At 61.9% G+C, this 25596-nt stretch carries 26 protein-coding genes, 1 tRNA gene and 1 other annotated feature; of the genes, 11 read left to right on the top strand and 16 right to left on the bottom strand.

What is annotated here, in order from left to right:
• Positions 1–110: 110 nt before the first annotated feature.
• From Q4T40_18345 to Q4T40_18360, 4 genes are all read left to right on the top strand, one after another.
• A complete protein-coding gene (locus Q4T40_18345; GenBank protein MDT8903200.1) occupies positions 111–1274 on the top strand; it encodes a M20 family metallopeptidase in 1164 nt (387 codons plus the stop codon).
• 161 nt (positions 1275–1435) lie between these two features.
• Positions 1436–2560, top strand: coding sequence for a betaine/proline/choline family ABC transporter ATP-binding protein (locus tag Q4T40_18350; protein ID MDT8903201.1), 1125 nt, complete (start codon positions 1436–1438; stop codon positions 2558–2560).
• Complete coding sequence (locus tag Q4T40_18355) at positions 2557–3198, top strand: ABC transporter permease (protein ID MDT8903202.1); 642 nt, start codon at positions 2557–2559, stop codon at positions 3196–3198. The genes Q4T40_18350 and Q4T40_18355 overlap by 4 nt, the downstream gene beginning before the upstream one ends.
• A gap of 14 nt (positions 3199–3212) precedes the next feature.
• Positions 3213–4109, top strand: coding sequence for a glycine betaine ABC transporter substrate-binding protein (locus Q4T40_18360; GenBank protein ID MDT8903203.1), 897 nt, complete (start codon positions 3213–3215; stop codon positions 4107–4109).
• Between the two features lie 65 nt (positions 4110–4174).
• On the opposite strand, the gene Q4T40_18365 is transcribed toward Q4T40_18360, so the two are convergent.
• The 9 genes from Q4T40_18365 to Q4T40_18405 form a co-directional block, all read right to left on the bottom strand.
• The gene (locus tag Q4T40_18365) at positions 4175–4966 is read right to left on the bottom strand and encodes an ABC transporter permease (protein ID MDT8903204.1); all 792 of its coding nucleotides are present in this window, start codon (positions 4964–4966) and stop codon (positions 4175–4177) included.
• Positions 4963–5748, bottom strand: coding sequence for an ABC transporter ATP-binding protein (locus Q4T40_18370; protein ID MDT8903205.1), 786 nt, complete (start codon positions 5746–5748; stop codon positions 4963–4965). Before Q4T40_18370 ends, Q4T40_18365 begins: the two co-directional genes overlap by 4 nt.
• A gap of 21 nt (positions 5749–5769) precedes the next feature.
• The gene (locus Q4T40_18375) at positions 5770–6804 is read right to left on the bottom strand and encodes an ABC transporter substrate-binding protein (protein ID MDT8903206.1); all 1035 of its coding nucleotides are present in this window, start codon (positions 6802–6804) and stop codon (positions 5770–5772) included.
• A gap of 55 nt (positions 6805–6859) precedes the next feature.
• Positions 6860–7111, bottom strand: a binding site (T-box leader).
• 79 nt (positions 7112–7190) lie between these two features.
• Positions 7191–8192, bottom strand: coding sequence for a PQQ-binding-like beta-propeller repeat protein (locus tag Q4T40_18380; protein ID MDT8903207.1), 1002 nt, complete (start codon positions 8190–8192; stop codon positions 7191–7193).
• A 221-nt stretch (positions 8193–8413) separates the two neighbouring features.
• On the bottom strand, positions 8414–10087 hold the full coding sequence (locus Q4T40_18385; GenBank protein ID MDT8903208.1) for a glutamine--tRNA ligase/YqeY domain fusion protein: 1674 nt from the start codon (positions 10085–10087) through the stop codon (positions 8414–8416).
• 82 nt (positions 10088–10169) lie between these two features.
• A complete protein-coding gene (locus Q4T40_18390) occupies positions 10170–10640 on the bottom strand; it encodes a hypothetical protein (GenBank protein MDT8903209.1) in 471 nt (156 codons plus the stop codon).
• Between the two features lie 102 nt (positions 10641–10742).
• On the bottom strand, positions 10743–10934 hold the full coding sequence (locus Q4T40_18395) for a hypothetical protein (protein ID MDT8903210.1): 192 nt from the start codon (positions 10932–10934) through the stop codon (positions 10743–10745).
• Between the two features lie 85 nt (positions 10935–11019).
• Positions 11020–12567, bottom strand: coding sequence for a histidine kinase N-terminal 7TM domain-containing protein (locus tag Q4T40_18400; protein MDT8903211.1), 1548 nt, complete (start codon positions 12565–12567; stop codon positions 11020–11022).
• A gap of 207 nt (positions 12568–12774) precedes the next feature.
• Positions 12775–13161: a hypothetical protein gene (locus Q4T40_18405; GenBank protein MDT8903212.1), complete on the bottom strand. Its 387-nt coding sequence runs from the start codon at positions 13159–13161 to the stop codon at positions 12775–12777.
• 128 nt (positions 13162–13289) lie between these two features.
• Between Q4T40_18405 and Q4T40_18410 the strand changes: the two genes are divergently transcribed.
• Complete coding sequence (locus Q4T40_18410; protein ID MDT8903213.1) at positions 13290–13490, top strand: hypothetical protein; 201 nt, start codon at positions 13290–13292, stop codon at positions 13488–13490.
• Between the two features lie 43 nt (positions 13491–13533).
• Here Q4T40_18410 and Q4T40_18415 read toward each other — a convergent pair whose 3' ends face one another.
• Positions 13534–13824 carry a hypothetical protein gene (locus tag Q4T40_18415; protein MDT8903214.1) on the bottom strand — a complete coding sequence of 97 codons (291 nt, stop codon included), beginning with the start codon at positions 13822–13824 and terminating at the stop codon, positions 13534–13536.
• Between Q4T40_18415 and Q4T40_18420 the strand changes: the two genes are divergently transcribed.
• Entirely contained in the window at positions 13816–14265 is a 450-nt protein-coding gene (locus tag Q4T40_18420) for a hypothetical protein (GenBank protein MDT8903215.1), read from the top strand. The genes Q4T40_18415 and Q4T40_18420 overlap by 9 nt on opposite strands.
• A 321-nt stretch (positions 14266–14586) precedes the next feature.
• Here the strand turns inward: Q4T40_18420 and Q4T40_18425 are convergent, their stop codons facing one another.
• The 3 genes from Q4T40_18425 to Q4T40_18435 all read right to left on the bottom strand — a co-directional run bounded on the left by Q4T40_18425 (position 14587) and on the right by Q4T40_18435 (position 16519).
• Positions 14587–15015 carry a hypothetical protein gene (locus Q4T40_18425; GenBank protein MDT8903216.1) on the bottom strand — a complete coding sequence of 143 codons (429 nt, stop codon included), beginning with the start codon at positions 15013–15015 and terminating at the stop codon, positions 14587–14589.
• 124 nt (positions 15016–15139) lie between these two features.
• Positions 15140–15215: transfer RNA gene (locus Q4T40_18430), tRNA-Thr, on the bottom strand.
• A gap of 74 nt (positions 15216–15289) precedes the next feature.
• Positions 15290–16519 (bottom strand): HD domain-containing protein, encoded by a 1230-nt coding sequence (locus Q4T40_18435; GenBank protein ID MDT8903217.1) that lies wholly within the window; start codon positions 16517–16519, stop codon positions 15290–15292.
• Positions 16520–16729: 210 nt separating this feature from the next.
• Here Q4T40_18435 and Q4T40_18440 point away from each other — a divergent pair, with 210 nt between their 5' ends.
• Positions 16730–16894: a hypothetical protein gene (locus tag Q4T40_18440; protein ID MDT8903218.1), complete on the top strand. Its 165-nt coding sequence runs from the start codon at positions 16730–16732 to the stop codon at positions 16892–16894.
• 178 nt (positions 16895–17072) lie between these two features.
• Here Q4T40_18440 and Q4T40_18445 read toward each other — a convergent pair whose 3' ends face one another.
• Positions 17073–17393, bottom strand: a complete 321-nt coding sequence (locus Q4T40_18445; protein MDT8903219.1) for an AzlD domain-containing protein — start codon at positions 17391–17393, stop codon at positions 17073–17075.
• On the bottom strand, positions 17390–18097 hold the full coding sequence (locus Q4T40_18450; GenBank protein MDT8903220.1) for an AzlC family ABC transporter permease: 708 nt from the start codon (positions 18095–18097) through the stop codon (positions 17390–17392). Before Q4T40_18450 ends, Q4T40_18445 begins: the two co-directional genes overlap by 4 nt.
• Before the next feature lie 117 nt (positions 18098–18214).
• On the opposite strand from Q4T40_18450, the gene Q4T40_18455 reads away from it, so the two are divergent.
• Positions 18215–19717: a PLP-dependent aminotransferase family protein gene (locus Q4T40_18455; GenBank protein MDT8903221.1), complete on the top strand. Its 1503-nt coding sequence runs from the start codon at positions 18215–18217 to the stop codon at positions 19715–19717.
• A gap of 890 nt (positions 19718–20607) precedes the next feature.
• Here the strand turns inward: Q4T40_18455 and serC are convergent.
• Positions 20608–21693, bottom strand: coding sequence for a 3-phosphoserine/phosphohydroxythreonine transaminase (gene serC / locus Q4T40_18460; protein ID MDT8903222.1), 1086 nt, complete (start codon positions 21691–21693; stop codon positions 20608–20610).
• A gap of 313 nt (positions 21694–22006) precedes the next feature.
• Here serC and Q4T40_18465 point away from each other — a divergent pair, with 313 nt between their 5' ends.
• The 3 genes from Q4T40_18465 to Q4T40_18475 are packed head-to-tail and all read left to right on the top strand — an operon-like array spanning position 22007 to position 25592.
• Positions 22007–24025 carry a proton-conducting transporter membrane subunit gene (locus Q4T40_18465; protein ID MDT8903223.1) on the top strand — a complete coding sequence of 673 codons (2019 nt, stop codon included), beginning with the start codon at positions 22007–22009 and terminating at the stop codon, positions 24023–24025.
• Positions 24026–24030: 5 nt separating this feature from the next.
• Entirely contained in the window at positions 24031–24954 is a 924-nt protein-coding gene (locus Q4T40_18470; protein ID MDT8903224.1) for an NADH-quinone oxidoreductase subunit H, read from the top strand.
• 11 nt (positions 24955–24965) lie between these two features.
• Positions 24966–25592 carry a hydrogenase gene (locus Q4T40_18475; GenBank protein MDT8903225.1) on the top strand — a complete coding sequence of 209 codons (627 nt, stop codon included), beginning with the start codon at positions 24966–24968 and terminating at the stop codon, positions 25590–25592.
• The last annotated feature ends 4 nt before the right edge of the window (positions 25593–25596 follow it).

Genomic DNA, 25596 nt, shown 5'->3' on the forward strand with positions numbered 1-25596 from the left:
GCCGGGAACTGTATCAGGGTAGTGGCTTTATCGGCAAACAGTGATAATATTATATTGTCGGATTTAGTTTTCGTTGTGTCTAAATATGGTTTCGGGAGAGTGGGTAACAGATGAGTGTACGAGAGTCGGCCGAGCAACTGAAAGAGGAGCTTATCTCCTGGCGGCGGCAGATCCATGCGCACCCGGAGGTGGGCTGGCATGAGGTGGCGACGGGGAATATGGTGGCCGCGGAACTGGAGAAGATGGGCATAGAGGTGACGAGGGTGGCCAAGACAGGCGTGCTCGGCGTCATTAAGGGGACGGCGCCGGGTAGGACGGTGGCGCTGCGGGCCGATATGGACGCCCTGCCGATAACCGAGGCCAATGAGGTCCCTTATAAGTCGCAAAATCCCGGTGTCATGCACGCCTGCGGCCATGACGGGCATACGGCGATGCTGCTGGGGGCGGCGAAGATTTTGAGCCAAATGAGGGAGAAGATCAAGGGCACGGTGAAGCTGTTCTTCCAGCCGTCGGAGGAGATCGGCGGGGGAGCGCTGGCGTTTATCGAGGCCGGGGCGATCGAAGGGGTGGACGCGATTCTGGCGCTCCACCTGTGGCCGAATCTGCCGAGCGGCAAGGTTTCGCTGGTGCCCGGCCCGCGGATGGCGTCGGCGGACAAGCTGTTTATCAAGGTGCGGGGGAAGGCGGGACACGGGTCGATGCCCCATCAGGGGGTGGACGCCATTTTGGCCGCCGCCGCGATTACGATGAACCTGCAGTCGATCGTCAGCCGGGAGGTGGCGCCGCTCGAGCCGGCGGTGGTGACGATCGGCAGGTTCACCGGCGGGACGACCTGGAATATTGTGTGCGACGAGGTGGAGTTGGAAGGCACGACGCGCTGCTTCAGCCGCGAGATCAGGGACAAGTTCCCGGCCACGATCGAACGGATTATCAAGAGCACGGCGGCTTCGTACCGGGCAGAGGCCGAGCTGGAGTACGTGCCCATTTCCCCGCCGACGATCAACGATCCGTTGGTGGCGAAGGTGGCGGCCGGCGCGCTGACGGGGCTTTACGGCGAGGAAGCGCTGGGCGAGATGGAGAAGGTGATGGGCGGGGAGGACTTCGCTTATTTCCTGGAGCGCATCCCCGGGGCGATGGTGTTTGTGGGGGTGGGTAATAAGGAGAAGGGGACCGATTACCCGCTCCATAACGAGCGGTATAATCTCGACGAGGATGTGCTGCCGGCCGGCGCCGCGCTGCACGCCCAGTTCGCGCTGGATTTTCTGAGCAGGTAATATATGAACAGCAGCAAAACCCGTGCTCTGCCGCGGGTTTTGCTTTTTTTCCGGCGCGCGGCGGGGGGACGAACGCTTGAGAAACTAACAATTTTTTGATATAATGTAAGTTGTTAGTTTAAATAGTACAGAGATTATCATAATAAGAAAGGGGGAATGCTATGATCCGTTTTGAGTCTGTTACGAAGACGTACGATAATGGGCACAAGGCGCTGGACGGGATCAGCCTGACGGTGAATAAGGGCGAGCTGCTGGCGATCATCGGCCCGAGCGGCTGCGGCAAGACTACGACGATGAAGATGGTCAACCGCCTGGTGGAGCCGACGGGCGGCCGGATTTTTATTGGCGATAAGGATATAGGCACTCTCGATCCCGTTGAGCTGCGCCGCAATATCGGTTATGTGATCCAGAGCATCGGTCTGCTGCCGCATATGACGATCGCCGATAATGTGGCGCTCGTTCCCAAGCTGAAGCGCTGGGATAAGGACCGGTATCTGGGGCGGGTGGCCGAGCTGCTGAGAATGGTTCACCTCGACCCGGACGTGTACGGCAGCCGCTATCCGAACCAGCTCAGCGGCGGGCAGCAGCAGCGCATCGGCGTTATCAGGGCGCTGGCCGCCGACCCGGATATCATTCTGATGGATGAGCCGTTCAGCGCGCTCGATCCCATCAGCCGCGAGCAGTTGCAGGATGAACTGGTGCAGCTGCAGGAGACGGTACGCAAGACGATCGTGTTTGTTACCCACGATATTGACGAGGCGATCAAGATCGCCGACCGGATCTGCATAATGAAGGAAGGCCGAATTGTGCAGATCGCTTCGCCGGAGCAGATACTGCGCCATCCGGCCAACGAATTCGTGCGGGGCTTCATCGGCGAGGACCGCCTGCAGCGCCCGGAGGCGCTGCCGGCGATCAGGGACGTGATGGTGAGGCCGATCACGGCCCGCCCGAACAAGGGTCTGGCGGAGGCGATCGCGCAGATGCGCAAGCAGCGCGTCGATACGCTGCTGGTGGTGAATAACGACAATGTTCTCCTGGGCAAGGTGAGTGTGTGGGATATCCACAGCCACTACCAGGATGAGAGCCTTCATTTGCAGGATATGCTGCGGTCCGATGTGGCCCGGGTGAATGTCAGCCAGCCGCTGGCCGAGGCGGTGCAGATCATTAGCCGCGAGGGCATCGCTTATCTGCCGGTGGTCGGCGACGCCGGCGAGCTGCTGGGCGTAATAACGCGGGCCAGCCTGGTGGACGTGATGGCCGAAAGGGAAGGAGGGGCGGCGCTATGATGAATCAGTTGCTGGCCTTGTTCCAGAACCGCTGGCCGGATATCGCGACCGCTTCGTGGGAGCATCTGGAGCTGACCTTCGTTTCTCTTATTCTGGCCAATCTGATCGCCGTCCCGGTGGGCATCCTGCTGACGCGCTACCGCCGGCTGGCCGAGCCGGTCATCGGGGTGACGGCGGTTTTTCAGACGGTGCCCAGTTTGGCGTTGCTGGGGTTTATGATCCCGCTGTTCGGCATCGGTACGCTGCCGGCGATAATCGCGCTGACGATTTACGGTCTGCTGCCCATTCTCCGCAATACTTACACCGGAATCCTCGGCGTCGCGCCGGCGGCGGTGGAGGCGGGCGTGGGCATGGGCATGACGTCGCGCCAGGTGCTGCTGATGGTTGAGCTGCCGCTGGCGCTGCCGGTTATTATGGCCGGGATCAGGACGGCGACGGTGCTGATCGTCGGCGTGGCGACGCTGGCGGCGCTGATCGGGGCGGGCGGCCTGGGGGATCTGATTTTCCGGGGCATTTCGATGGCCAATTCGCCGCTGATTCTGGCGGGCGCCCTGCCGGCGGCGCTGATGGCGATTGTGTTCGATTATTTGCTGAAGCGGCTGGAGGTAATGGCTCAGCCGCGAGGGACGCGCAGATAAAAGGAGGTCAATGGATGAGAAAAAAACTGGCGATTGTTATGCTGATAGTTTTCGCGGCGGCGGCGCTGTCCGGCTGCAGCTTGCTGGGCGGCAAGGGCGACCGCGTGGTTATCGGCGGCAAGAATTTCGCCGAGCAAGATATTCTCGTTTATCTGATGAAGTATACTATCGAGGATAAGACGAAGGTAAAGGTCGATACCAAGCCTTTCCTCGGGGGCACGAGCATCGTGGCGCAGGCGCTTGACCGCGGCGATATCGATATCTATGCCGAGTATACCGGCACGGCCTTGATAAATCTGCTGAGGGAGCCGCTGATCAACGACCCGCAGGCTGTCTACGACAAGGTGAAGAAGATTTACGCGGAGAAGAAGGGCCTGGTGTGGCTGAAGCCGTTCGGTTTCAACAATACGTACACGCTGACGATGCGCGCCGACCACGCCAAGAGCCTGGGAATCGAGACGATTTCCGACCTGGCGGCGAAGGCCTCCACCCTGATGCTGGGCTGCACTCAGGAGTTTCTCGAGCGTCCCGACGGCCTGAAGGGGCTGGAAAAAGCGTACGGCTTCCAGTTCAAGGCGACCAGCGGCATGGACCCTGGGCTGACGTATGCGGCGGCCCGCGATAAGAAGGTGGATGTCATCGACGGGTTCGCGACCGACGGCCGCATCCCGGCGTTTAATCTGAAGGTGCTTAAGGACGACAAGCATTATTTCCCGCCGTATTACGCGGCACCGGTGGTGCGGGCCGACGTGCTGAAGAAGCACCCCGAGATCGAGCAAGCTCTGAACCTGCTGGCGGGAAAGCTGGACGACAAGGAGATGGCGGCGCTGAACGCCCAGGTCGATCTGGATAAGAAGGACCCGAAGGATGTGGCCCGCGCATGGCTGAAGGCCCAGGGGATAATCAAGTAGCGGTAAAGGAGAAGAGCACCGGCGACGGTGCTCTTCGTGCGTGTTTGTTGTTGCTGTCGCCCGGCCTAGTGCTTCCAGGGAATGATTTTGCGCTCGGCCCACTCCAGTCCGTAGTTGAAGATGAAGCCCAGCAACGACAGCGTCAGCACCCCCACCATGAGTTTGGTGGTGAGCATGAGGTCGCCGTAATGGAGTACCATCGCGCCGATGCCTTCTTTGGCGGCGATCATTTCGGCGGCGACGAGCAGCAGCAGGGCGGTGCCGGCGGCGAGTTTCAGGCCGGCAAAGATGACGGGCAGCGCTCCGGGCAGGACGACTTTGCGGATGATGCTAAAGCGGGTGGCTTTGAAGCTGACGGCTACTTTGAGCAGCAGCGGGTCGACGTTTTTGACGCCGGAGTAGGTGTTGATGACCACGGGGAAAAATACGCCGAGGCTGATGATGGTGATTTTCGATACTTCGCCGATGCCCAGCCAGAGGATGATGAGGGGCAGAAGGGCCAGCTTGGGGATGGGGTACAGGGCGTAGATGACCGGGTTGCCCACCGCCTCGGCCAGGCGCGAGAAGCCGACGGCGAGGCCGACGAGCAGGCCGGCGGCGCTGCCGAGGATGAAGCCGGCGCAGATGCGCCACAGGCTGGCCGCGGTGTTGGCGGCCAGTTCGCCGCTCGCCAGCATATCCCACCCGGTGGTGAGGATGGCGGACGGGGCGGGCAGAAAGAGCGCGGATACCAGGCCGCTCCGGCAGACGGCCTCCCAGGCGGCGAACAGGCCGAGAACGGCCGCCGCCGGCACCCAGCGGGGAATGCGCTGCTCCATGAATGCCAGCCGGTTGCGTACTTCGCGCTGAAAGTTCATCCGCCGTCCCCCTCGATCAGGGCCTCTTGCGCGTCTTTGCGGATGAGGCCCCATATTTGTTCGGCATAGGCGTTGAAACGGGCGAGGTGCTGTTCCCCGTCGCGCCCCTGGCGCGGCAGGTCGATGGCGATGACGCTGACGATTCGGCCGGGCCGCCGCGACAGGACTACCACCCGGTCGGCCAGGTAGACGGCTTCCTGGATGTTGTGGGTGACGTACAGGGTGCTGAGGCGGGTGGCGCACCAGATGCGGAGCAGTTCTTCCTGCATGAGGGTGCGGGTCTGGGCGTCGAGAGCCGAGAATGGCTCATCCATAAGCAGCAGGTCCGGCCGGATGGCCAAGGCGCGGGCGATGCCCACCCGTTGGCGCATGCCGCCGGAGAGCTGGTGGGGATAGGCGCGCTCGAAGCCGCTGAGACCAACAAGGGCACTGTAGTACTGCACCCGCTCGGCGCGCTCGGCCTCGTCCAGACCAGCCTCTTCGAGGCCAAAGGCGATGTTGCCGGCGACGGTGCGCCAGGGGAAGAGGCCCACGTCCTGGAAGACTATGCCGATGGAAGGGTCCCGGTCCTCAGCCAGCCCTTCGACGCAGATGCGCCCGGCGCTGGGGCTGAGCAGCCCGCCGACCATGTTGAGCAGGGTCGATTTGCCGCAGCCGCTGGGCCCCACAAGCACGACGAATTCTTCCTCGTCGATGGTGAGGCCGATGTCTTCCAGGGCTACGACTTGCTGGCCGTGCCGGTCTTCATAGTATTTATAGACATGGTCGACAACCACTTTCATGCTGTGTCCTCCCCGCGGGGCTTATTTAACCTGCTTGCTGGCTTCTTCCCACAGGGCGGTGTTGACGACTTGGGCGGCTTTTACCGGCTTGTCGATCATTTTGTGGGCGGCGTACCAGTCGATCTGGGTCTGGATGTCGGCGGCGAGGAGTTTGCCGTCGCGGTCCATGTAGGGCAGGCCGGATTTTATGTCGGCCGCCGGTGCTCCGGTGTATTTGGCGATGATGCCGACGACTTCTTCGTAGTTGGCTCCCGGCGCGCTGCGGCCGTCTTTGCGGATGAGCACGGCGTCGTAATAGTAGCGGGTGGCTTTGATATAGCCTTTGAGGAACTTGACGGCTGTTGCGCGGTCTTTGAGGAATTCAGGCGAGAAGAAGAGCCCCGAGGTCTGATAGTCGATGACGTCTCCCACCTGGGCGACGACTTTGCCGTAGCCGGCGGCGACGACTTTGCTGATGTTGGGTTCGTTCAAAATGACGGCGTCGACTTGCCCGCTCTGGAGGCTGGCCATCAGGGCGCCAAGCTTGCCCAGGGGGACCAGGTCGACGTCGGCGAGCGACAGCCCCTTGGTTTCCAGCAGCCGTCCGGTCATGTAGTGGAAGGTCGACCCCTTCTGGGTGATGCCGATGCGTTTGCCTTTGAGGTCTTCGATTTTGCGGACGCCCTTGTCCCACAGGTCGGTCCGCACCATGATGGCCGAGGAGGAGTAGCCTTTTTGTTCACGGCCTTTGTCCGCCACGATGGCCAACTGCTGGCCGCCGGCCACGAGGTTGTAGAGGCTGGCGGTTATGCCGGTAGCGCCTACCGCCACTTTGTTCGAGGCGGTGGCCACGACGATGGGATGGGCGGCGTCGAACCACTGGACTTCGAGATTGACGCCCGCTTCTTTGAAAAAGCCTTTTTCGATGCCGATGAAGATCGGCGCGGAGCTGGTCAGCTTGAGCATGCCGATTGTGACTTTTTTGTCCGCAGGCGCCGGCGCCTGCGAGCCGCAGCCGGCGGCCACGAGCGCGAGCGTTACCAGCCCTACGAGGATTCCGATTGCCTTGGCTTTCATTTCTTGTCTCCCCTCTCATATGGCAAAATCAGCGGAAAATAAAAAATCCCGTCCCCTTAGGGACGAGATTGACTCCCGCGGTACCACCCTTTTTGTATGATTACCACTCTGCAGATACGGGACGCTTACGTCCGATATCCCGGCCGGGTAACGGCGGCTGCCGGCTCGGCCTACTGCCGGGACGACCCGCCCCGTTTTCAGCCTGCAACTCAGGGGTGTATTTCACGGCGCGGCATCCTCCGGTTTTCACCAACCACCGGTTCTCTGCGCGAGACGCGCCACTACTTCTCCCCGTCTCTGTCTTTGTCGCTGTTTTTTATTAATAATACCAATGTATCCTTTCTTTGTCAATTGGCTTTTTCCCGCGGCCCTTGGCCGGTAGGCTATTATTGGGTTATGGCGAGGATGCCGGGTTTCTGTACGCTGATGCTCAGCACTTTCTTCGTCGCCGGGTCGATGCGGTATACCGCATTGTCCGGCGAGCTGGCCGTCCAGACCGCTCCGTGGCCGACCGCGAGGGTCGCCAGCCGCGGTCCGGCTTTGACCGTATCGGTAACCTTATTGTCCTTGGGGTCGATGAAGACGACGGTCCCCTCGGCATAGTTGGCGACGGCGATAAAGTCGGCGCCGGCAGCGGTCCATCGGCTGTTGCCCGTCTTGATGGCTGCGGCTACTTTCGCCTGCGCGGGGTCCAGGCGCAGGACGGTTTTGCCCATCGGGTTGCCGACCCACAGCGAGCCGAAGCCGGCGGAGATGCCGCTCGGATTGGTGCCGACCCGGATTGTGCCGACTACTTTATTGGCTGCAGGATCGATTTTCGATACGATCAGGTCGACGCTGGCCACCCATACCGCGTTATCGTGCACGCAGACGCTGTTTAAAACGCTGTTGGTGACCTTGATCCTCGCCGTCACCTTGTTGGTGGCGGGGTCGATGCGCACGATCGTACCACCGTTGGCGTCGGCCACCCATACCGAGCCCAGTCCGGCGGCGATGGCGGCCGGGGCGCCGCCGACATTTACCGTGGCAGCGATTTTGTTGGTGGCGGCGTCAACGCGCCATACTTTTCCGCCGCCGTAGTCGGAAAGCCATAAGCTGCCCCCGTCGGCGGCCATGCCTTTGCAGACCCTTTCAAGCGGTACTGTGGCCACAATCTTGTCGCTGGCCGGGTCGATCCGGTACAGCTTGCTGTCCGTCAGGCTGCCGCTGGCCACCCACACTCCGGCTGTCGCCACCGGGCCTGCGGCTTTTACTTGGGCGCTTTTTTCCTTATTGTCCCTGGCCTGCTCGCCGCCGCCACAGCCGCACAGCAGCTGCGCGGCCAGCAGCGTGGCCGCCGTCAGAACCACGGTCGCCGCCCGCCGTATCGTCCGGGTTTTTTCCATCATATCATCACCTCTCGTAATGATTACTGCGTTTTGCCCCGTTAATGTACAGGAAATATTTTACATTTTTATTTTTACCACAGTGGCGGGGGATTGTCAAACAGCGATCGCCGCGCCAAGCGCCAGGATTGTGACCGACAGAGGCCCGTCTCGGCGAACGCTTTTCCGGCAGACGCTGTTTGCCGACAAAAAAAGAGCACCGGAGTGCTCTTTCGTTTGTGGTATTATTTCTGTATTTTTGCCCACGAGTCTTTCAGACCGACGATGCGGTTGAAGACCGGTTTGCCGGGAGCGGAGTCGGGGTCGGCGTGGAAGTAGCCGTGGCGGATGAACTGGAAGCGGTCGCCGCTGTTGGCCGCGCCGAGGGCGGGCTCGACAAAGGCGGCGAGGGTGATGAGCGAGTCCGGGTTGACGCGGGAGAGGAAGTCTTCGTCGCCGGCCTCGGGGTCCTCAAGGGGGAAGAGGTGGTCGTAGAGGCGGACTTCGGCGGGGACGGCGCAGGCGGCCGAGACCCAGTGGACGGTGCCCTTGACTTTGCGGGTGCTGCCGGAGCCGCTCTTGGTTTCAGGGTCGTAGGTGCAGCGGAGTTCGACGATGTCGCCGGCGGCGTCCTTGACGACTTCCTCGCATTTGATGATGTAGGCGTTCTTTAGGCGGACTTCGCCGCCGGGGGTGAGGCGGAAGTATTTGGGCGGCGGGTTTTCCATGAAGTCGTCCCGCTCGATGTAGAGGACACGGCCGAAGGGCATGACGCGCGCGCCGAGGGCCTCGTTTTCAGGGTTGTTTTCGGCGGGGAGGTCTTCGGTTTTATCCTCGGGGTAGTTGGTGAGGACGACTTTGAGGGGGCGGAGGACGGCCATAAGGCGGGGGGCCTTGGGGCTGAGGTCCTCGCGGACACAGTGTTCGAGGAGGGCGTAGTCGACGACGCTGTCGGCCTTGGCGACGCCGATGCGGCCGCAGAAGTCGCGGATGGCTTCGGGGGTGTAGCCGCGGCGGCGCAGGCCGGATATGGTAGGCATGCGGGGGTCGTCCCAGCCGGCGACGCGGCCGTTTTCGACGAGGGCCCTGAGCTTGCGCTTGCTCATGACGGTGTAGGTGACGTTGAGGCGGGCGAATTCGATCTGCACGGGACGGGGCTGAAAGGCGCCGAGAACGTCGAGGCACCAGTCGTACAGGGGACGGTGGGCTTCGAACTCGAGGGTGCAGATGGAGTGGGTGACGCCTTCGTAGGCGTCGGAAAGGGGGTGGGCGTAGTCATACATGGGGTAGATGCACCATTCGTCGCCGGTGCGATGGTGATGGGCGCGCATGATGCGGTAGAGGACGGGATCGCGCAGGTTGAGGTTGGGGGAGGCCATGTCGATTTTGGCGCGGAGGACGCGGGACCCATCGGGGAATTCGCCGTTTTTCATGCGTGCGAAGAGGTCGAGGTTTTCGGCGACCGGGCGGTTACGGTAGGGGCTCTCTTTGCCCGGTTCGGTGAGGGTGCCGCGATATTGGCGCATTTCGTCGGCGGACAGGTCGCAGACGTAGGCGTGGCCGGCTTTGATGAGCTGGACGGCGTAGTCGTAGAGTTTGCCGAAGTAGTCGGAGGCGTAGAAGAGGCGGTCCTCCCAGTCGAAGCCTAGCCAGCGGACGTCGTCCTGGATGGATTCGACGTATTCGGTTTCCTCTTTGCTGGGGTTGGTGTCGTCGAAGCGCAGGTTGCATTTGCCGCCGTATTTGAGGGCGGTGCCGAAGTTGAGGCAGATAGATTTGGCGTGGCCGATGTGAAGGTAGCCGTTGGGCTCGGGCGGGAAGCGGGTGTGGACGCGCTGGCCGTATTTGCCGCTGGCGTTGTCTTTGTCGATGATGTCGTGGATGAAGTTGCTGCCGACATGATGTTCAGGTATGGACATGGCTCTGTGCTCCCTCGATTTATTTTTCCTACGGGCATATCTATGATAGATTATTTTACCACAATACCGGCGATAAGCAAAATCAGCGCCTGAGGGTGGCCTCGAGGCGCGTGGGGTTGAGGAGGAGGCCGATGGCGGCTTCGGGGCCGGGAACTACGATGTCGGCGGCGAGGATGGTGGGGACGCTTGCTCCTTCGGTACTTAGGATGCAGACAGACAGGGCGGCGGCGGCGAACATCTCTTTGTCGTTGACGCCGTTGCCGACCGCGACGACGCCTCCCGCCCCGGCGGCTTCGACGAAGGCGGCTTTGGCGGCGGCACCCTCGCCGGCGGCGAGGATGACGAGTTCGACCGGCAGGCCGCGGAGCTGATCGCGGGCGATGCCGAAGGTGTCGGCGGTGATGACGGCGACACGCAGCCGCCCGGCGAGGGCGATGAGGCCGTCTTTTACGGCGGCGGGGAGGAGGCCGTCGACGGCGAGGGTGCCGTTGTAGTCGAAAACGGCGGTGTGGAATGCGTATGTACGGCCGTCGGGCAGGGCGACTTCGAGCATGGCGGCGCCTCCTCCGCAGAATGTTTATGCTAGTATTTGGCACTGCGGCGGCAAAAATCCTGCAAAAGGAAAAGCCTTGCGACTTTTTCGCAAGGCCGATGGTCACTGAGCGTTTTTGTCCGGAGCTCTCCCCATCTTTTCCAGGCTGGCGGCGATGCGCTGCAGGGAGTGCGATATCTGCGTGAACCGCCACAGGATGTAGACGATTATCGCGATATGCAGCAGGGCGAATACTATGCCGAACCCGCTCATGAACCCGAACATTCCGGGGTACCCGTAACCGTAACCCATCATGCCTCTTCACCTCCGTAATACGTTGCCTTAGTATACGCGGGGGGGTGGGGGAGTATGTACGGACCCTAGCGGGTCCTTGGGGCGGCTATTTGTGTACGTAGACGCGGTTGCCGCCGGCGTTTTTGGCTTCGTACATCTTCATGTCGGCTTTGCGGATAAGGTCGTCGAGGCTGAATTCCTCCCCGCTCACGGGGGTTATGACCCCGAAACTGGCGGTGACCGGCACCATGGCGTCCCCGTAGGCGGAGCCCATGGCTTCGACCGCCTGCCTGAGCCGCTCGGCCAGCGCCGCCGCCCCGGCTTTGTCGACGCCGGGCAGGATTATCACGAACTCGTCCCCGCCGTAACGCCCGAATATGTCTTCGGCGCGCAGGTTGCCGCGGCAGATACGGGCGAAATCGGCAAGCACGGAGTCGCCTGACAGGTGACCGTGGGTGTCGTTGACGATCTTGAAGTCGTCAAGGTCGATGAGTATAAGGGAAATGGGGGCATTGCTCCGGCGCGCGTGGCCCACCAATTCCCTGCCGACTTTCTTCCATCGGGTGCGGTTCCAGGCTTTGGTGAGCGGGTCGATGGAAGCCTGGAGACGCAGGCCTTCTACGATGGTCGAGAAACGGGTGACGTCGCGGAGGACAACAATGAAACCGGCGTCTTCTCCCTGGCCGTCGTATAGTTCGATGCGCTGCAGTTGGTAGTTGATCCTCTCGCCGTCGACTTTTATGTACATCGTTTGCTCATCGGCTGAGCCGTCGAGGAAGTGTTGCATCGCCACGTGCTCCTGGAACAGGCCGCTGCCCCGCTTGCCTTTCGCCTGCTCGGTCAGGAAGGGGAAGGTCCGGCCGGCGGCAAGGTTGAAGTCGGCCAGACGTCCCTCACGGTCGAAGACGAGGATGCTGTCGGATAGCATCTGAAATATTTCCTGGCGGGCGAGGGGGACTATTTCGAGCATGCCAAGGCCGAAGGCGGCCCATGCGTAGAGAACCGCGGGAACGAGGAAGGCCGCCGGGTGAGGGTCGATCCCCCAGGGGACGGCTTTCATAAGGTAGGCGATGTAGACGCCCCAGGGAAACAGGGACCCGAGGAAAAACACGAAGGCTTGTTTGCTTTTTGCGGGCGGGGCGTTCCGCCAGGCGCGGGCGTATAGGATGTTGCCATAGAGGACGGCCAGGTTGATGTAGACGGTGTGGACCCAGTACCACGGCCCGGGCTCGAAGGCGACCACCGGAAAAGGGGCGTCGGGGTTGAGGCGCAACGGACCGTAATGCAGATGGTGAAATTCGGAGGTGTTGCTGAGGACAAAGGTGATGGCGGACAGCATGAGCAGGACGGCTTTTATGTGGGCCCATCGAGCGTTTTGCGCTCTGGTGTGGTATACGGCGAGGGTTACCCAGGCGGCCGGGAGGAAGGCGATGCCGACGGATTCGATCCGCAGCCAGAATCTGATCGCCGGCAGGGTATCGCTGGCGAGTTCGCACATATAGCCGAAGGTGTAGAAGGCGACCAGAAGGGCGAAGAGGAAAAACGTCCGGCCGAGAGGGCTCCGCCTGCGCCGCCAGGAGGCGAGGAGCAGGATGCCTATGATAAGGACGCTCAGGCCGATGAGGGTAACCAGCGCCCACCTTGCCGATTCCAATACAACCATCCCTTTATCGTGCCAGAATGGGATTTATCGGGTTCTATGTCGATTTTATCACTAGTAATCTTTTGCTGACAAGCTTTTGGAGGTGAAAATAACCTTATCGGCGCATTACGTATAGAACCCCGGAAAAGACTGTTCACGGTCTTTTCCGGGGTTTGCCGAACTACTGCCGGAGCAGCGCCGCGCCGTTCGGGGGAGCAATCAGCCGGTTTGGAAGTGGTCCTGCAGGGCTTTGTTGGCGATGGCCTTTACTCCTTCCCAGCCCGGGGCGGCGGCTTTGGCGATGACGGCACGCAGTTTTTGGATGGCGGAGGAGTAGTCGTCTAGGCCGAGGGCTTTATCGACGAGGGCTACGCCGCGGCGGGTGAGGATGATGTCGTCGGTGGCAACGGCAACGGGGTTGGCGTCGTCTTCGCCGAATTTGACGGTGACGCCGCTGATGAGGCCGGCCGTATAAAGAACGTTGACGGCGCGGCCGAGGGCTTCGCCGGCAAGACCCATGCTCTGGGCGGCGGCGCTCATTTGGGGTTTTTTGGCATTGCGTTCGGCGTAAAGGGTGTATAGTAGTTTTTCGGTGTTGTCGTCCATGGTTTTCCCCCCTTCGGTGTATTTTATAAGATTATATGCCGGAGCAGGAGCGTTTGGCATGGGCGGGGAGAATAAGGCGGCGGCGGGGGGTGTAAGCTAAAGGCACCCGATTATATGGAGGCGATGGTATGGAGTACGGTATTCCGGTGACGGTGGAGCTGCCGCAGGAGGTTTATGAGGAGGCGGCGCGGATAGCCCGCTACCGGGGCGAAACGGTGAGCGAGCTGGTGACGGCGGCGGTGCGGGCGGTGGTGGCGGCGGAGCGCGCCGAGTACGCGTACCCCGATTGGCCGCTGGGTCCGGCGCCGGGATGGGAGAACAGGGGCTAAAAGAAGACGCCCCTGGCGGGGCGCTGGTGCGGGAACGACGGTGTTAGAATTTGTAGGTGAGGCCGAAGCCCCAGCCTTTGACGGTGACGTCGGTGGTCACACTGGCGTTGCTGGCCGAGTAGACGGAGCCAGCGGGCGGATTAATGTTGCCGCCGGCGAATTTTAGCGCGTCGAACTTGGTGTCACGGTAGCTGACGTTGAACTGGACGTCTTTGCCGAGGTCGTAGGAGAGGCCGGCTTCCCAGTTGCGGTAGTCGCTGCCGAAGGAGGCGAGGCCCCAGAGGTTGGTTTTCTTGGCAATATTGTAGGAGCCTACGACGCCGAAGTGAAACATGCTTTTGTCTTCGGATTTGATTTCGGGGGCGGTGATACCGGCTTTTTCGGTGTTCAAATAAACACTACCGGTGAAGAGCCTTACGGCGACACTTTCAAAGCATCGCGCAACTTCGACGGCGACGCCAACCTCGATTTTGGGCTTACTTTCGGTATTGGGAACAAATGGGCATTGCAATACCGGCAGTACAACCCCGCTGGCACCATCTGGAGTGGCCGTGTAATCGATAATTCGTGGTCCGAAAATGAAGGGCTGTGCAAGTATAATGAGTACGTCGCCCTCAGTTTCGAGGGCAAGCTGCGGTCCGACGAGTTTAACCTGATGTACAGCCTGAACAAAAACTGGGCCGCCTTCGCGGGCGTTGTCCGGTCCAGCGCCAGCATCAAGACGACCGGCAGCTATGGATACAGTCACATCCATGACGACGGCTCATACAGCTAAACAGCGTAAAATATGTGTCGGTATCCGCGGGGCGGGCAGGCGTGAATCGGGCAGGAAAGACGGGCCGTCGACAAAAGAGGCGACGCCGGGCGCCCGGCGTCGCGGCGGGAAACTGCGGGAAGCCGCCAGGCGTAGGGTATGGGGCAGGTTGTTGTCGATAAAAAGTGCGGGCAGCCTTGCGCCTGTATGTACAAAGCGAAAGCCTTCCTGGAGCGTGGAAGGCTTCGGCGCTGTGGCGGCCCTGGGCGAGGTTGTTGGCGGCCGGGTTTCGAGCTGAAAAAAAGGCGAGGCCCCCGCATGCCGGGGGCCTTTTGTGGTGGCTTATATTCTGATGTCGATGACGGCGGCGACGCCGACTCCCTGGACGCGGGAGAAGTTGGCCGGGTTTTTGCTGTCGATGGGGATGAGGGCTTTGATGCGGAATTGGCGGTCGAAGTTGGCTTCGACCTGGAGGACGGCCTGGGTCATTTCGACGAGTTCGGGGTCGCCGACGATCTGGGCGGCGCCGATGTAGCCGCCGGAGCCTAAGGAGAGGATGGGAACGACTTTGGTGGCGTAGTCGGTGTCGGCGCCGTTCTTGGCCATTAGCCTGTTGATGAAGTTGTTGAGCGAGCCGCTGAATTTGTCGACGAGAAAACCGATGCCGCCTGCTTTGATGATGTCGCCCAGTCCGATCGCCTGGGCGGCCGGCAGCGCGGCGAGGGACAGAAGACAGACCACGAGGATGCCGACGACGGCCTTTTTCTTCATCCGGGAATAACCTCCTCCGCAGTTGGTTTGCCATCATTGTAGCACCCCCAGGGAGCGGATTTGGTCGGAAGGCGCGCGGCCAAAAAAAATGAAAGCCCCGCATTTTGCGGGGCTTTCATGGGTGTGGAGCCGATAAGAGGACTCGAACCTCCGACCCGCGCATTACGAATGCGCTGCTCTACCAACTGAGCTATACCGGCATTGGTCCGATAATTATTGTAGCGTCTCGGGCCCAAAATGTCAACAGTACCGGCTCAGGCAATGTTTGTAAGGCTCAGGCGGGGCAGGTGCCGGGCAGGATTTCTTCGACGGTGTCGCCGGCGGCGAAGAGGGTGTGGACGATGTCGGCGTCGAGGCGCCGGGCGGCTGCCATGTCGAGCATGATTTTTTCCACATCGCTGAGCGGCATGCTGGGCCGGTAGGGGCGGTCTTCACGCAGGGCGGCGTAGACGTCGGCGACGGCGACGATGCGGCAGCCGAGCCGGAGGTTGGCGGGCGGAATACGGAAGGGGTAGCCGGTGCCGTCGAGGGTTTCGTGGTGGAAGGCGGCCCATTCGGCGATGAGCTCGAAGCCGTCTACCTGGGTGAGGATGCGGTGGGTATAGTAGGCGTGCTGTTTGATGACGGTGAATTCGCGGGGAGTAAGTTTGCCGGGTTTTTCGAGGATTTGGTTGGGGACGGTGAGTTTGCCGAGGTCGTGGAGAAGGCCGGCGACGCGCATGATTTTTGTTTCGGTGTCGGAGTAGCCTTTGACGCCGGCGAGGAAGGAAGCGACCGCGGCGACCGTACGGGAGTGCGTGGCGGTGAAACGGCTGGTGCGGTCGACGATGGTGGCGAAGATTTCGGCGGCGCCGAGGAGGCCGTCGATATTGAGCCGGACCTGGCCGTGGCTCTGGAGGCTATGGAAGAAGTGGTCGAAGTAATGGGGGGTGGCAAGGTCGAACCAGAAGCTGTCTTTATAGGCAGCCTCGCCGAGGGCTTCGACGAGGTCGGGGTCGAATTGGCTGCCGCTATGGCGGACGATGGCGGCGAGGATGTCCTCGCGCTGGTCGAGGATGTAGCGACCATCGTTGATGAGCACTTCGAAGGTGTCGGCGAGGTTGATGATGCGCGCGGCGAGGGGAAGGTCCTTGCCGGCGAGGCCGGAGGGGCTGGAGCCGTCCCAGCGGTCGTGGTGATGGCGGATGGGTTTGGCCAGAGCTTTGAACAGGGGCGAGTCGACGAGCAGCCGGTAGCCTTCTTCGGCGTGCCAGTAGAGGTCGGTGATGGGTTTATGGCTATAAAGACTGTTTTTTTCGTCCCATCTGGAGGCTGCCCCGATGTCATGCAGAAGGGCGGCGTAGAGAAGGTTCTGGCGCGGCCCCTGGGCGAGGCCGATCTGGCCGCCGATGCGGTCGGCAACCATGGCGGTGCGCCAGTGGTGGCGGGAAAGGCCGCCGTCGGTGAGTTCGAGGGCGAGGGAGAAGGCTTTGAGAAGGTTGGTGAGGTAGATATTGAAAATCAAAGTGTCACCCCGTTGCGATTTTATGGCTTTCTTCCAGGCTGTCGATTTTTACTTCGTCGAATTTTGTCATAATACCTGCCGGTTTTTTGAACTATGTTTTTTTTGTCCCGCCAAAGGGACGTAACGGGCGCTAATCCAGGTTTTTCAACAAGACAAGCGACGGCCGGTCTGCTAAACTGAAGTTAACATAAGTGGGGAGGTGGGGAACGGGTGACTGTATACGACGTACTTAACAGGATCGACAAAGATTTGGGGGCCTGCGAGGACGCCATCCGCCGTTCTCGCCGCAAGAAGTCGCTTTACGTGCTGGTGAAGGCGACGGAGCGCAAGCGGGCCCTGGCGGAGATAAAGCAGTATATTCTGGCCAATCACTGATGCACGGCGGTCGTTTTTCGGCCGCTTTTTCACGACAAAGCCTCCCGAGCAGGGAGGCTTTTGTTTTGCAGATGGGGGCTTATCAACGGTCGCATATCTCCGACGTGAGGGCGTTCAGAGGTCCCCAGATGCAAGCGCTCTGAGGAGCAACGCCGCAGATGGGGGCTTATCAACGGCCTCACGTGTGGAAGCGGAGGAGGAGGATGGTCGCCATCCCCACTCCCATCGTAAGCGGGGCGCTGCCCGACCGCCGGGCGACGGCGGCGGCGACAAGGCCGGCGAGGAGGTAGGGGTTGTGCCAGGTTAGGTCGAGGCTGCCGCGGGGGAGGACGAGGGCGGGGACGATGAGGGCGGTGAGGATGCCGGTGGGTACATGTTTGAGCCAGCGGGAGAGCCAGGCGGGTATGCCGGTGCGGCGAAAGGCGAGCTGGGCGCCGAAGCGGGTGAGGAAGGTGACGACGGCCATGGCGATGATTATAACGACGATGTCGGTTCTCATGCTTTCGCCTCCTTTTCCGGGGAGGGTTCGAGGAGGCCGCCGACGATGGTGGCGGCGAGGGCGGCGAGGATTATGTACCATTTGCCGGGCAGGCTGAGGGCGGCGGCGACGGCTACGACGGCGGCGGCGAGGCAGACGGCGAGGCTGGTGCGGGAGTCCAGGCGGGGTATAAGCATGGCGAGGAAGGTGGCGGGCATGGCGAAGTCGAGACCCCAGGCGAGCGGGTCGGGGATGTATTCGCCGAGGAGGACGCCGGCGAGGGTGGAGAGGAACCAGGCAAGGTAGGCGGCGGTGTTGGCGCCGAGCTGGTGGCTCTCGCTATAGCCGTGCCTGGCGACGCGGTCGATGGTGATGGCGTAGGTTTCGTCGACCATGCCGAAGGCAAGGAGGGCCTGGCGGGCGAGGGGCAGGCGGGCGAGGTGGGGGGCAAGCGAGGCTCCCATGAGGAGATGACGGAGGTTGATGAGCAGGGTGGTGAAGACGATGAGGCTGAAATCGGCCATCCCCATGCCGAGCATGGTTGCGCTGATGAATTGGGCGGCGCCGGCGAAGACGAGGAGGGACATGAGGACGGTTTCCAGGGGGGTTAGGCCGACGGTGAGGCCGACGATGCCGAAGGCGACGCCGAAGGGCATTACGCCGATGAGGATGGGGAGGGTGTCGAGGACGCCGCGGCGGAAACCGGCGATGGCGGTTGTGTTCATGGGGGTTCAACTCCTGGTCGGGTATTTTCTTTTATGATACCTGGCAGGAATTAACCGGTAAATATCCAATTTTCTTTTTTAAGCGATAATTGGCTATTATGCAGGAGGTTTTGAGCAATGGATATATCCATTGATTTGACGACCGCGAGCGCCGGGCCGGAGCCGATGTATGAGCAGATCGCCGCCCGGATAGCCGCCCAGATCAAGAGCCAGGCGCTGCCGCCGGGATCGAAGCTGCCGCCGGAGCGCCAGTTGGCGGAACGGTGCGGGGTGAGCCGGACGACGGCGATCAATGCGTACCGCCGCCTGGAGGAGCTGGGGCTGGTGCGGACGCGGGTGGGCAGCGGCACGTACGTGGCGGAGGGCTCGGGCGAGGCGGCGGTGCTGCCTATGCCGTGGCATCAGCTGCTGGTGCCGGCGTGGCAGAGCCCGGTGTCGGGCATTATCCGCGATCTGGTGGCGATGGATGCGGCGGCCGGGGTGTCGATGGCGACCGGCATGCCCGACCCCGGCCTTTATCCGTGGGCGGCTTTTCAGGGCCTGCTGGGACAGGGAAGCCTGGCGATGAAAGATCTCGGCCATATCGCGACCGAGGGCTACGGGCCGCTGCGGGAGGCGCTGGCCGCGCGCCACACGGCGGCGGGGGTGCCGGCGAAGGCGGAGAACGTGGCGGTGGTGGCGGGGGCTCAGCAGGGGCTTTACCTGCTGGCGAAGGTGTTTTTGAATCCGGGGGATTATGTGATCGTGGAGGCGCCAACTTATATGGGGGCGCTGCAGATTTTCCAGTCGGCGGGGGCCAGGCTGCTGACGCTGCCGGCGCCGGGCCCGCTGCAGCTCGATCTGCTGGAGGATTACCTCATCCGCTACCGGCCGAAGCTGCTGTATGTGCTGCCTACATATCAGAACCCCACCGGCCGGGTGATGACGCAGCCGGAGCGGCAGGCGCTGCTGACGCTGGCGGCCCGCCACCGCCTGGCGGTGATCGAGGACGATCCGTACAGCGATCTTTTCTACGACCGGGAGCCGCCGCCGCCGCTGAAGGCGCTCGACCAACACGGCGGGGTGATTTACCTGCGCACTTTTTCGAAGACGGTTTTCCCGGGGCTGCGCGTGGGCTGGGTGGTGGCCCCGGAGGCGGTGATCCACCGCCTGGCGCTGGAAAAGCAGTACGTTGACCTGCACAGCAACAATCTCGCGCAATGGCTGCTGTACAAGTTTGTCGCGTCGGGGGGGCTGGACAGGCATCTGACGGCGGTCCGGCGGGAGTACCGCCAGCGGCGGGATGCGATGGCCCAGGCGCTCAGGCGGTTCGCCGGCGGACGGCTGAGCTACGCGGTGCCGGACGGGGGCTTTTATTTCTGGTGCCGGCTGACCGCTCCAGGGCTGACGACCAGGGCGCTGCTGACGGAGGCGGGCCGCCAGGGGGTGAGTTTCGTGCCGGGAGACGCTTTTTATCCGGGAACGGAAGGAGAACGGGAGTTTCGCGTGTGTTTCGCGACCAACGGGGCCGCGGAGCTGCAGGAGGGCGTCAAGCGGCTGACGCGGGCCGCGGCCCAGGCGGAGAAGGGGAGCGTGCAGGCGCCGCGTGCGCCTGCCGCGCCCCTGCCGCCGATAATCTGAGGAGACGAGTCTTCTAACTTGGCTGCCATTATAGATAAAAGAACAATAAAAGAGCACTACTCTTTGTATCAAGAGTAGTGCTCTTCCACCGATTATCTAAGGGGCAGGATATATGCGAATAAAAGACATGGCGGGAGAATCGGCGTTGTTGCCGTCAAAAAGTAATATAGTGGGCGACAGCAGCTTCCAAACTCCTTGGCACCAGGGGCGGAAAGTTCCGTCGCCCCTAAAACAAAAACTATATTGGGTTTTATGCAGCCAAACATATACTGCGCCGGCCTTTTTTTCGTTAAACTCAATACCGAGGTAGTCACTATTTTTATATTTTGGATTTTCGCCTAAAGCTGTTTTGGCTATCGCTATTGTAACGTCGTTGTCAAGAACCCAAATACCCTCGACCGGGTCGAGCGTTCTCCCGGCAAATAGTTTGTCAATGGCTTGCTGTTGACTGCCAATATCGCCAAAAGGTTTATATGGCGCCGCCCAACATGTACCCGACAATATGAATATGAAAATAACAACAAGGGTTAAAATAAGATTTTTTTCATAATTATCCCTCCCGAATTAATTTCATTATATTTATTCCATAAATTTAAAAATATCCCTTTTTAAAGAAAACGCCATTTGACAAGTACCCCTTACTGTTCCTCAATTGTCCTTCCCGAACCGTGCGCAGGCCGTTCAGGGCGCCGTAGGCAAGGCGCCCCGAGGACGTGCAGCGACGACGGCCCCGGATGGGCCTAGTGCCGGGCGCGCCATGGATGGCGTAGCGCCCGGCCGCGTACATGCAGTACGCTAGCAAGCGCCCGCAGGAGCAACGCCGCCTACGGGGTCATCAACGGCCTGCCCCCGAACAAAAATAACCGCTGGCGATCTCGCCAGCGGTTCTTTTAGCCGTTAGATTTTTGGAAGTCGATCATGAATTGGGCGAGCGCCCGGCACGCCTCCACCGGCACGGCGTTGTAGGCCGAGGCGCGGCAGCCGCCGACCGAGCGGTGGCCGGCGAGGCCGACGAAGCCCGCTTTTTTGGCTTCGTCGAGGAATTTTTTCTCAAGGTCCTCGCTGCCGAGGCGGAAGGTGATGTTCATGAGTGAGCGGCTGTCCTGCTGGGCGTGGCCGCGGTAGAAGCCGCCGCTCTTGTCGATGGCGTCGTAGATGAGGCCGGCTTTGTCTTTGTTGCGTTTGTGGATGGCGTCGACGCCGCCCTGTTCCTTGATCCAGGCGAGGACGAGGCCGACGAGGTAGATGCCGAAGGTGGGCGGGGTGTTGTAGAGGGAGTTGTCCTTGGCGTGGGTGGCGTAGCGGAGCATGGTGGGAACGCCGGCGTTGGCCTGTTCGAGAAGGCCGCGGCGGACGATGGCGACGGTGACGCCGGCCGGGCCGAGGTTTTTCTGAGCGCCGGCGTAGATGAGGGCGAATTTGCTGACCTCGACCGGCCGGGCGAGGATGTCGCTGGACATGTCGGCGATGAGGGGCACGGCGCCGGTGTCGGGGAAGGCGTGCCACTCGGTGCCGAAGATGGTGTTGTTTGAGGTGAGGTGGATGTATGCGCTGTCGGGAGCGTAGCTGAGGTCGCCGGCGGCGGGGACGCGGCGGTAGTTTTCGCTTTTGGTGCCGGCGGCTTCGAAGACTTCGCCGAACTGCTTGGCTTCGGCATAGGCTTTCTCGGCCCAGGAGCCGGTGAGGATGTAGCCGGCTTTGCGGCCGGACGGGAGGAAGTTCATCGGCACCATGGCGAACTGGAGGCTGGCGCCGCCCTGCAGGAAGAGGATGTCGTAGTCGGCGGGGATGGCCATGAGTTCTCTTAGGAGGCTGACGGCCTCGTTGTGGACGGCTTCGTAGTCTTTGCCGCGATGGCTCATTTCCATTATGGACATGCCGGTGCCACGGAAGTCGACCAGTTCGGCCTGGGCCTTCTGGAGTACCGGCAGGGGCAGGGCCGACGGGCCGGCGTTGAAGTTATAGGCTCGGTTCATGTGAGGGTCCCCCTTGTGCTGTATTCACTATGTAAATTACATATATTGTAGAATATTTTACCTCCCGAAGGGCGTTACGTCAAATTTGTTTGCGGTTTTGCCGCAAAAGGCGTCTGGGCTTAACAGGATTTTGTCTGCGGGTGTCGAATGGATATTGTTATTTTAGGCCACCAGATTGTTTTTCTGATGGACTTGGTTTCCGCCTGTAACGCCCCGGGAAAGGGCTGGCGCGCAAACCAGGTTTTCTTCATTGGTGCGGTCGGAACCGGTTTTAAATTGTTATTCTTATTTAGTGATTAGGTGGGGAAGGACAATGGAGTTCGTTTATTTGTATGCGGCGATGGCGACTGCTTTCGTCGCGGCGACGGCAGGAGCGCTCAGCCTTAGGGCGCGCCCGGAGGCGGCCAACCGGCTGGCTCACGGCCTGTCGGCGCTCGGCTCGCTGCTCGCCCTGGCGGGGGCGGCTTTCGTTTTTTCCGCCGGGCCGCAGGAGTTCACGCTGACGGGTGATACGCTGTTCGGACCGGTGGCGGTACGGGTCGATTACCTGTCCGCTTTTTTCCTGGCGGTGATCGGCGCGGTGGGCGCGGCGGCGAGCGTTTACGCAATCGCTTACAGCCGTGAGTATTATGGGCGCCGGCTGGGGGCGATGGCGGCGCTGTACGCCGCTTTCCTGCTGTCGATGCTGGCGGTGGTGACGGTCAGCCATGTGGTGGCGTTTATTGTGGCCTGGGAGCTGATGACGGTGACGTCTTTCCTGCTGGTGGCCCACGAGCGGGAAAAGGCGGCGAGCAGGCGGGCGGCGTACGTTTATTTCGTGATGACCCATATCGGCACGGCGTTTATAATGGCGGCTTTCCTGCTGCTCGTACCTCCGACCGGCAGCATGGCGTTCGCCGACTTAAGCGCGCCGACTGGCTGGCTGCGCGACGCGGCGTTCCTGTGCGCGCTGGTCGGCTTCGGGACGAAGGCGGGGATTATTCCTCTGCACGTTTGGCTGCCGGAGGCTCACCCGGCGGCGCCGACCCATGTGTCGGCGGTGATGTCGGGGGTAATGATCAAGACGGCTATTTACGGGCTGGCCCGTTTTTATCTGGAGTTCCTCGGCACGGGCCCGCTGTGGTGGGGGGCGGCGGTGCTGGCCGTGGCGGCGCTGTCGTCGGTGCTGGGCGTGCTGTACGCGCTGATGCAGCATGATGTGAAGCGCCTGCTGGCCTACTCCAGCGTTGAGAATATCGGCATTATTCTGCTGGGAATGGGCGGCGGGATGGCGTTCACGAGCGCGGGTCTGCCGGGACTGGCCGGCCTGGCGTGGGCGGCGGCGCTTTTCCATGTACTCAACCACGCGGTTTTCAAGTCGCTGCTGTTTATGGGGGCGGGGGCGGTGCTGCAGGCGACCCATACCCGCGATATCGAGCATCTCGGCGGACTGATCCGCTTTATGCCCTATACGGCCGCCTTTTTTCTGGCGGGCGCGGTGGCGATTTCCGGCCTGCCGCCCCTCAACGGGTTCGTGAGCGAATGGCTGACCTTCCAGGCGCTGTTCGCCCTGCCGGCGGCGCTGGCGGGGCTGACGGGCAAGCTGACGGCGGCGGTGCTGGTTAGCCTGCTGGGACTGACGGGCGCGCTGGCGGCGGCGTGTTTCGTGAAGGTGTTCGCGATGATTTTCCTCGCCAAGCCCCGCAGCGCGCATGCGGCGGAGGCGCAGGAGGCGTCCGGGCTGATGCTGGCGCCGATGGGGTTCCTGGCGGCGGCGTGCCTGGCGCTGGGGGTGCTGCCGGTGCCGCTGCTGGGCTTGCTGACGCGGACGGTGGCCCCGTTCCTGGGCGAGGCGCCGGCGACTACGCTGGCGACGGGCGACTGGTACGCGATGGGCTTTAAGGCGGCGGCGACTACGGGGACGATGTCGCCGGCGGCGCTGGCGGGCTTGCTGCTGGCCGGAGCGGCGGCGGCGTTCGCCGGCTATCGTCTGTACGGCCGGGCAGGCCGTACCGCGGGCGAGACGTGGACGTGCGGCATCGTGCCGACCGCGAGGATGGAGTATACGGCGACGGGGTTCGCCGAGCCGATCCGGCGGGCGTTCCGGGCGGTGCTGCTGCCGAAGCCGGATGTGGTGGTGGAACGGGATCCGCACCGTTATTTTGGCCGGCGGATGGTTTTCCATGTGAAGATAACGTATGTTCTCAGCGAGCTGGTGTACCGCCCCGTAAACCGGGGCGCGGTCGCCCTGGCGCGTTATATGAAGCGTCTCCAGACCGGGAGTGTGCAGCTTTATGTCGGCTATATCATGGCTGTGACGATTGTCGTGCTGGTCTGGAGCATAAGGTGGTGAGCGCGGTGGATTTGCTGATGCAGTTTCTGGTCGGCCTCGCCCAGGCGGCGATGGTCGCATCGCTGGCCCCGCTGGCGGCCGGCCTGATAAAGACGGCCAAGGCGCGCCTGCAGAACAGGCGGGGACCGGGGATATTGCAGCCGTATTACGATCTGGCGAAGTTCCTCGGCAAGGATAGCGTGGCGTCGCCTACGACTTCGTGGCTGTTCGCGGCCGCGCCGACCGTTTATTTCGCGGCCGCGCTGGGGGCGGCGGCCCTGGCGCCGGTATTGGCGCCGCTCGCGTTCGGCCTTGGCATGGGCTTCGCCGATCTGTTCATGCTGCTTTATTTGTTCGCGCTCGGCCGTTTCTTTCTGGCGCTGGCGTCGCTGGACGCCGGCAGCGCGTTCGGCGGCATGGGCGGGTCGCGGGAGATGTTCATCGCGGTGCTGGCCGAGCCCGCCATCCTGCTGGCGCTGCTGTCGGTGGCCCTGCCGGCCAAGTCGACCGGCCTGGCGGCGATGGCGGCCTCGGCGGCGGGCGTGAAGTGGACTTTGTCGGAGGTGTTCGCGGCCGGGGCGTTCTTTATCGTGCTGTTGGCCGAGACGGGCCGCATCCCGGTGGATAACCCCGATACCCACCTGGAGCTGACGATGGTTCACGAGGGGATGATTCTGGAGTATTCCGGCCGGCCGCTCGGCCTCATCCATTGGGCGGTGGCGATCAAGCAACTGGTGATGATAACGCTGTTCGCCGTTCTCTTTTTGCCGGGGGCGCCGCTCTCGTGGCCGCCGCTGGCGCAGGCGGCCGTGCTGGCCGCCAAGGTGGTGGCGACCGCGCTGGCCCTGGCGGCGGCGGAGACGGCGACTAACAAGATGCGGCTGTTCCGGATTCCGGCGTTCATGTCGGTGTCCGGGGTGCTGGCGCTGCTGGCGCTGGTGGCGCGGTAGGAGGGGAAGGCATGGAGATTCTCGCGTTTTTGCTGCTGATTTCGGCTTTTTTGCTGACAAGGACTACGCGCCTGTCGACAGCGGTGCATATTTTGCTGGCCCAGTCGGCGGTGGTGGCCGCGGCCTGCGCGGCGGCCGGCTGGCAGGCGGGGGAGACGCATATGTTTGTGGCGGCGCTGTTGACGGTGGTGGTGAAGGCCGGCCTTATTCCATACGCGCTGCTGCGCCTGGTGCGCCTGCTGAAGAAGGAGCGGGAGGTCCACCCGGTGGTCGGCCCTAATGGTTCTTCACTGGCGGCGGTGGCGGCGATGGTGCTGTCGTACGGTCTGATCGAGCGGGCGCTGCCGGCGGTGATCAGCCGCGACGCGGTGGCGAGCGCGGTGGCGTTGGTGCTGATCGGCCTGTTCCTGATCATAACGCGGCGGCAGGCGATCATGCAGATCGTCGGGCTGATCACGGTGGAGAACGGGCTGTACGTTCTGGGGCTGTCGACGACCCGCGGCCTGCCGCTGATTATCGAGTTGGGAATTTTCTTCGACGTGCTGGTGATGGTGACGGTGATGGTCATCCTCGCTTTCCGCCTGAAGCGGTCTTTTCATTCGACCGATACGAGTATTCTGAAAAGGTTGAAGGGTTGAGGAT

The sequence above is a fragment of the Selenomonadales bacterium 4137-cl genome (genome assembly GCA_032334055.1).
GTDB classification, from domain to species: Bacteria; Bacillota; Negativicutes; order Sporomusales; family UBA7701; genus Anaeroselena; species Anaeroselena agilis.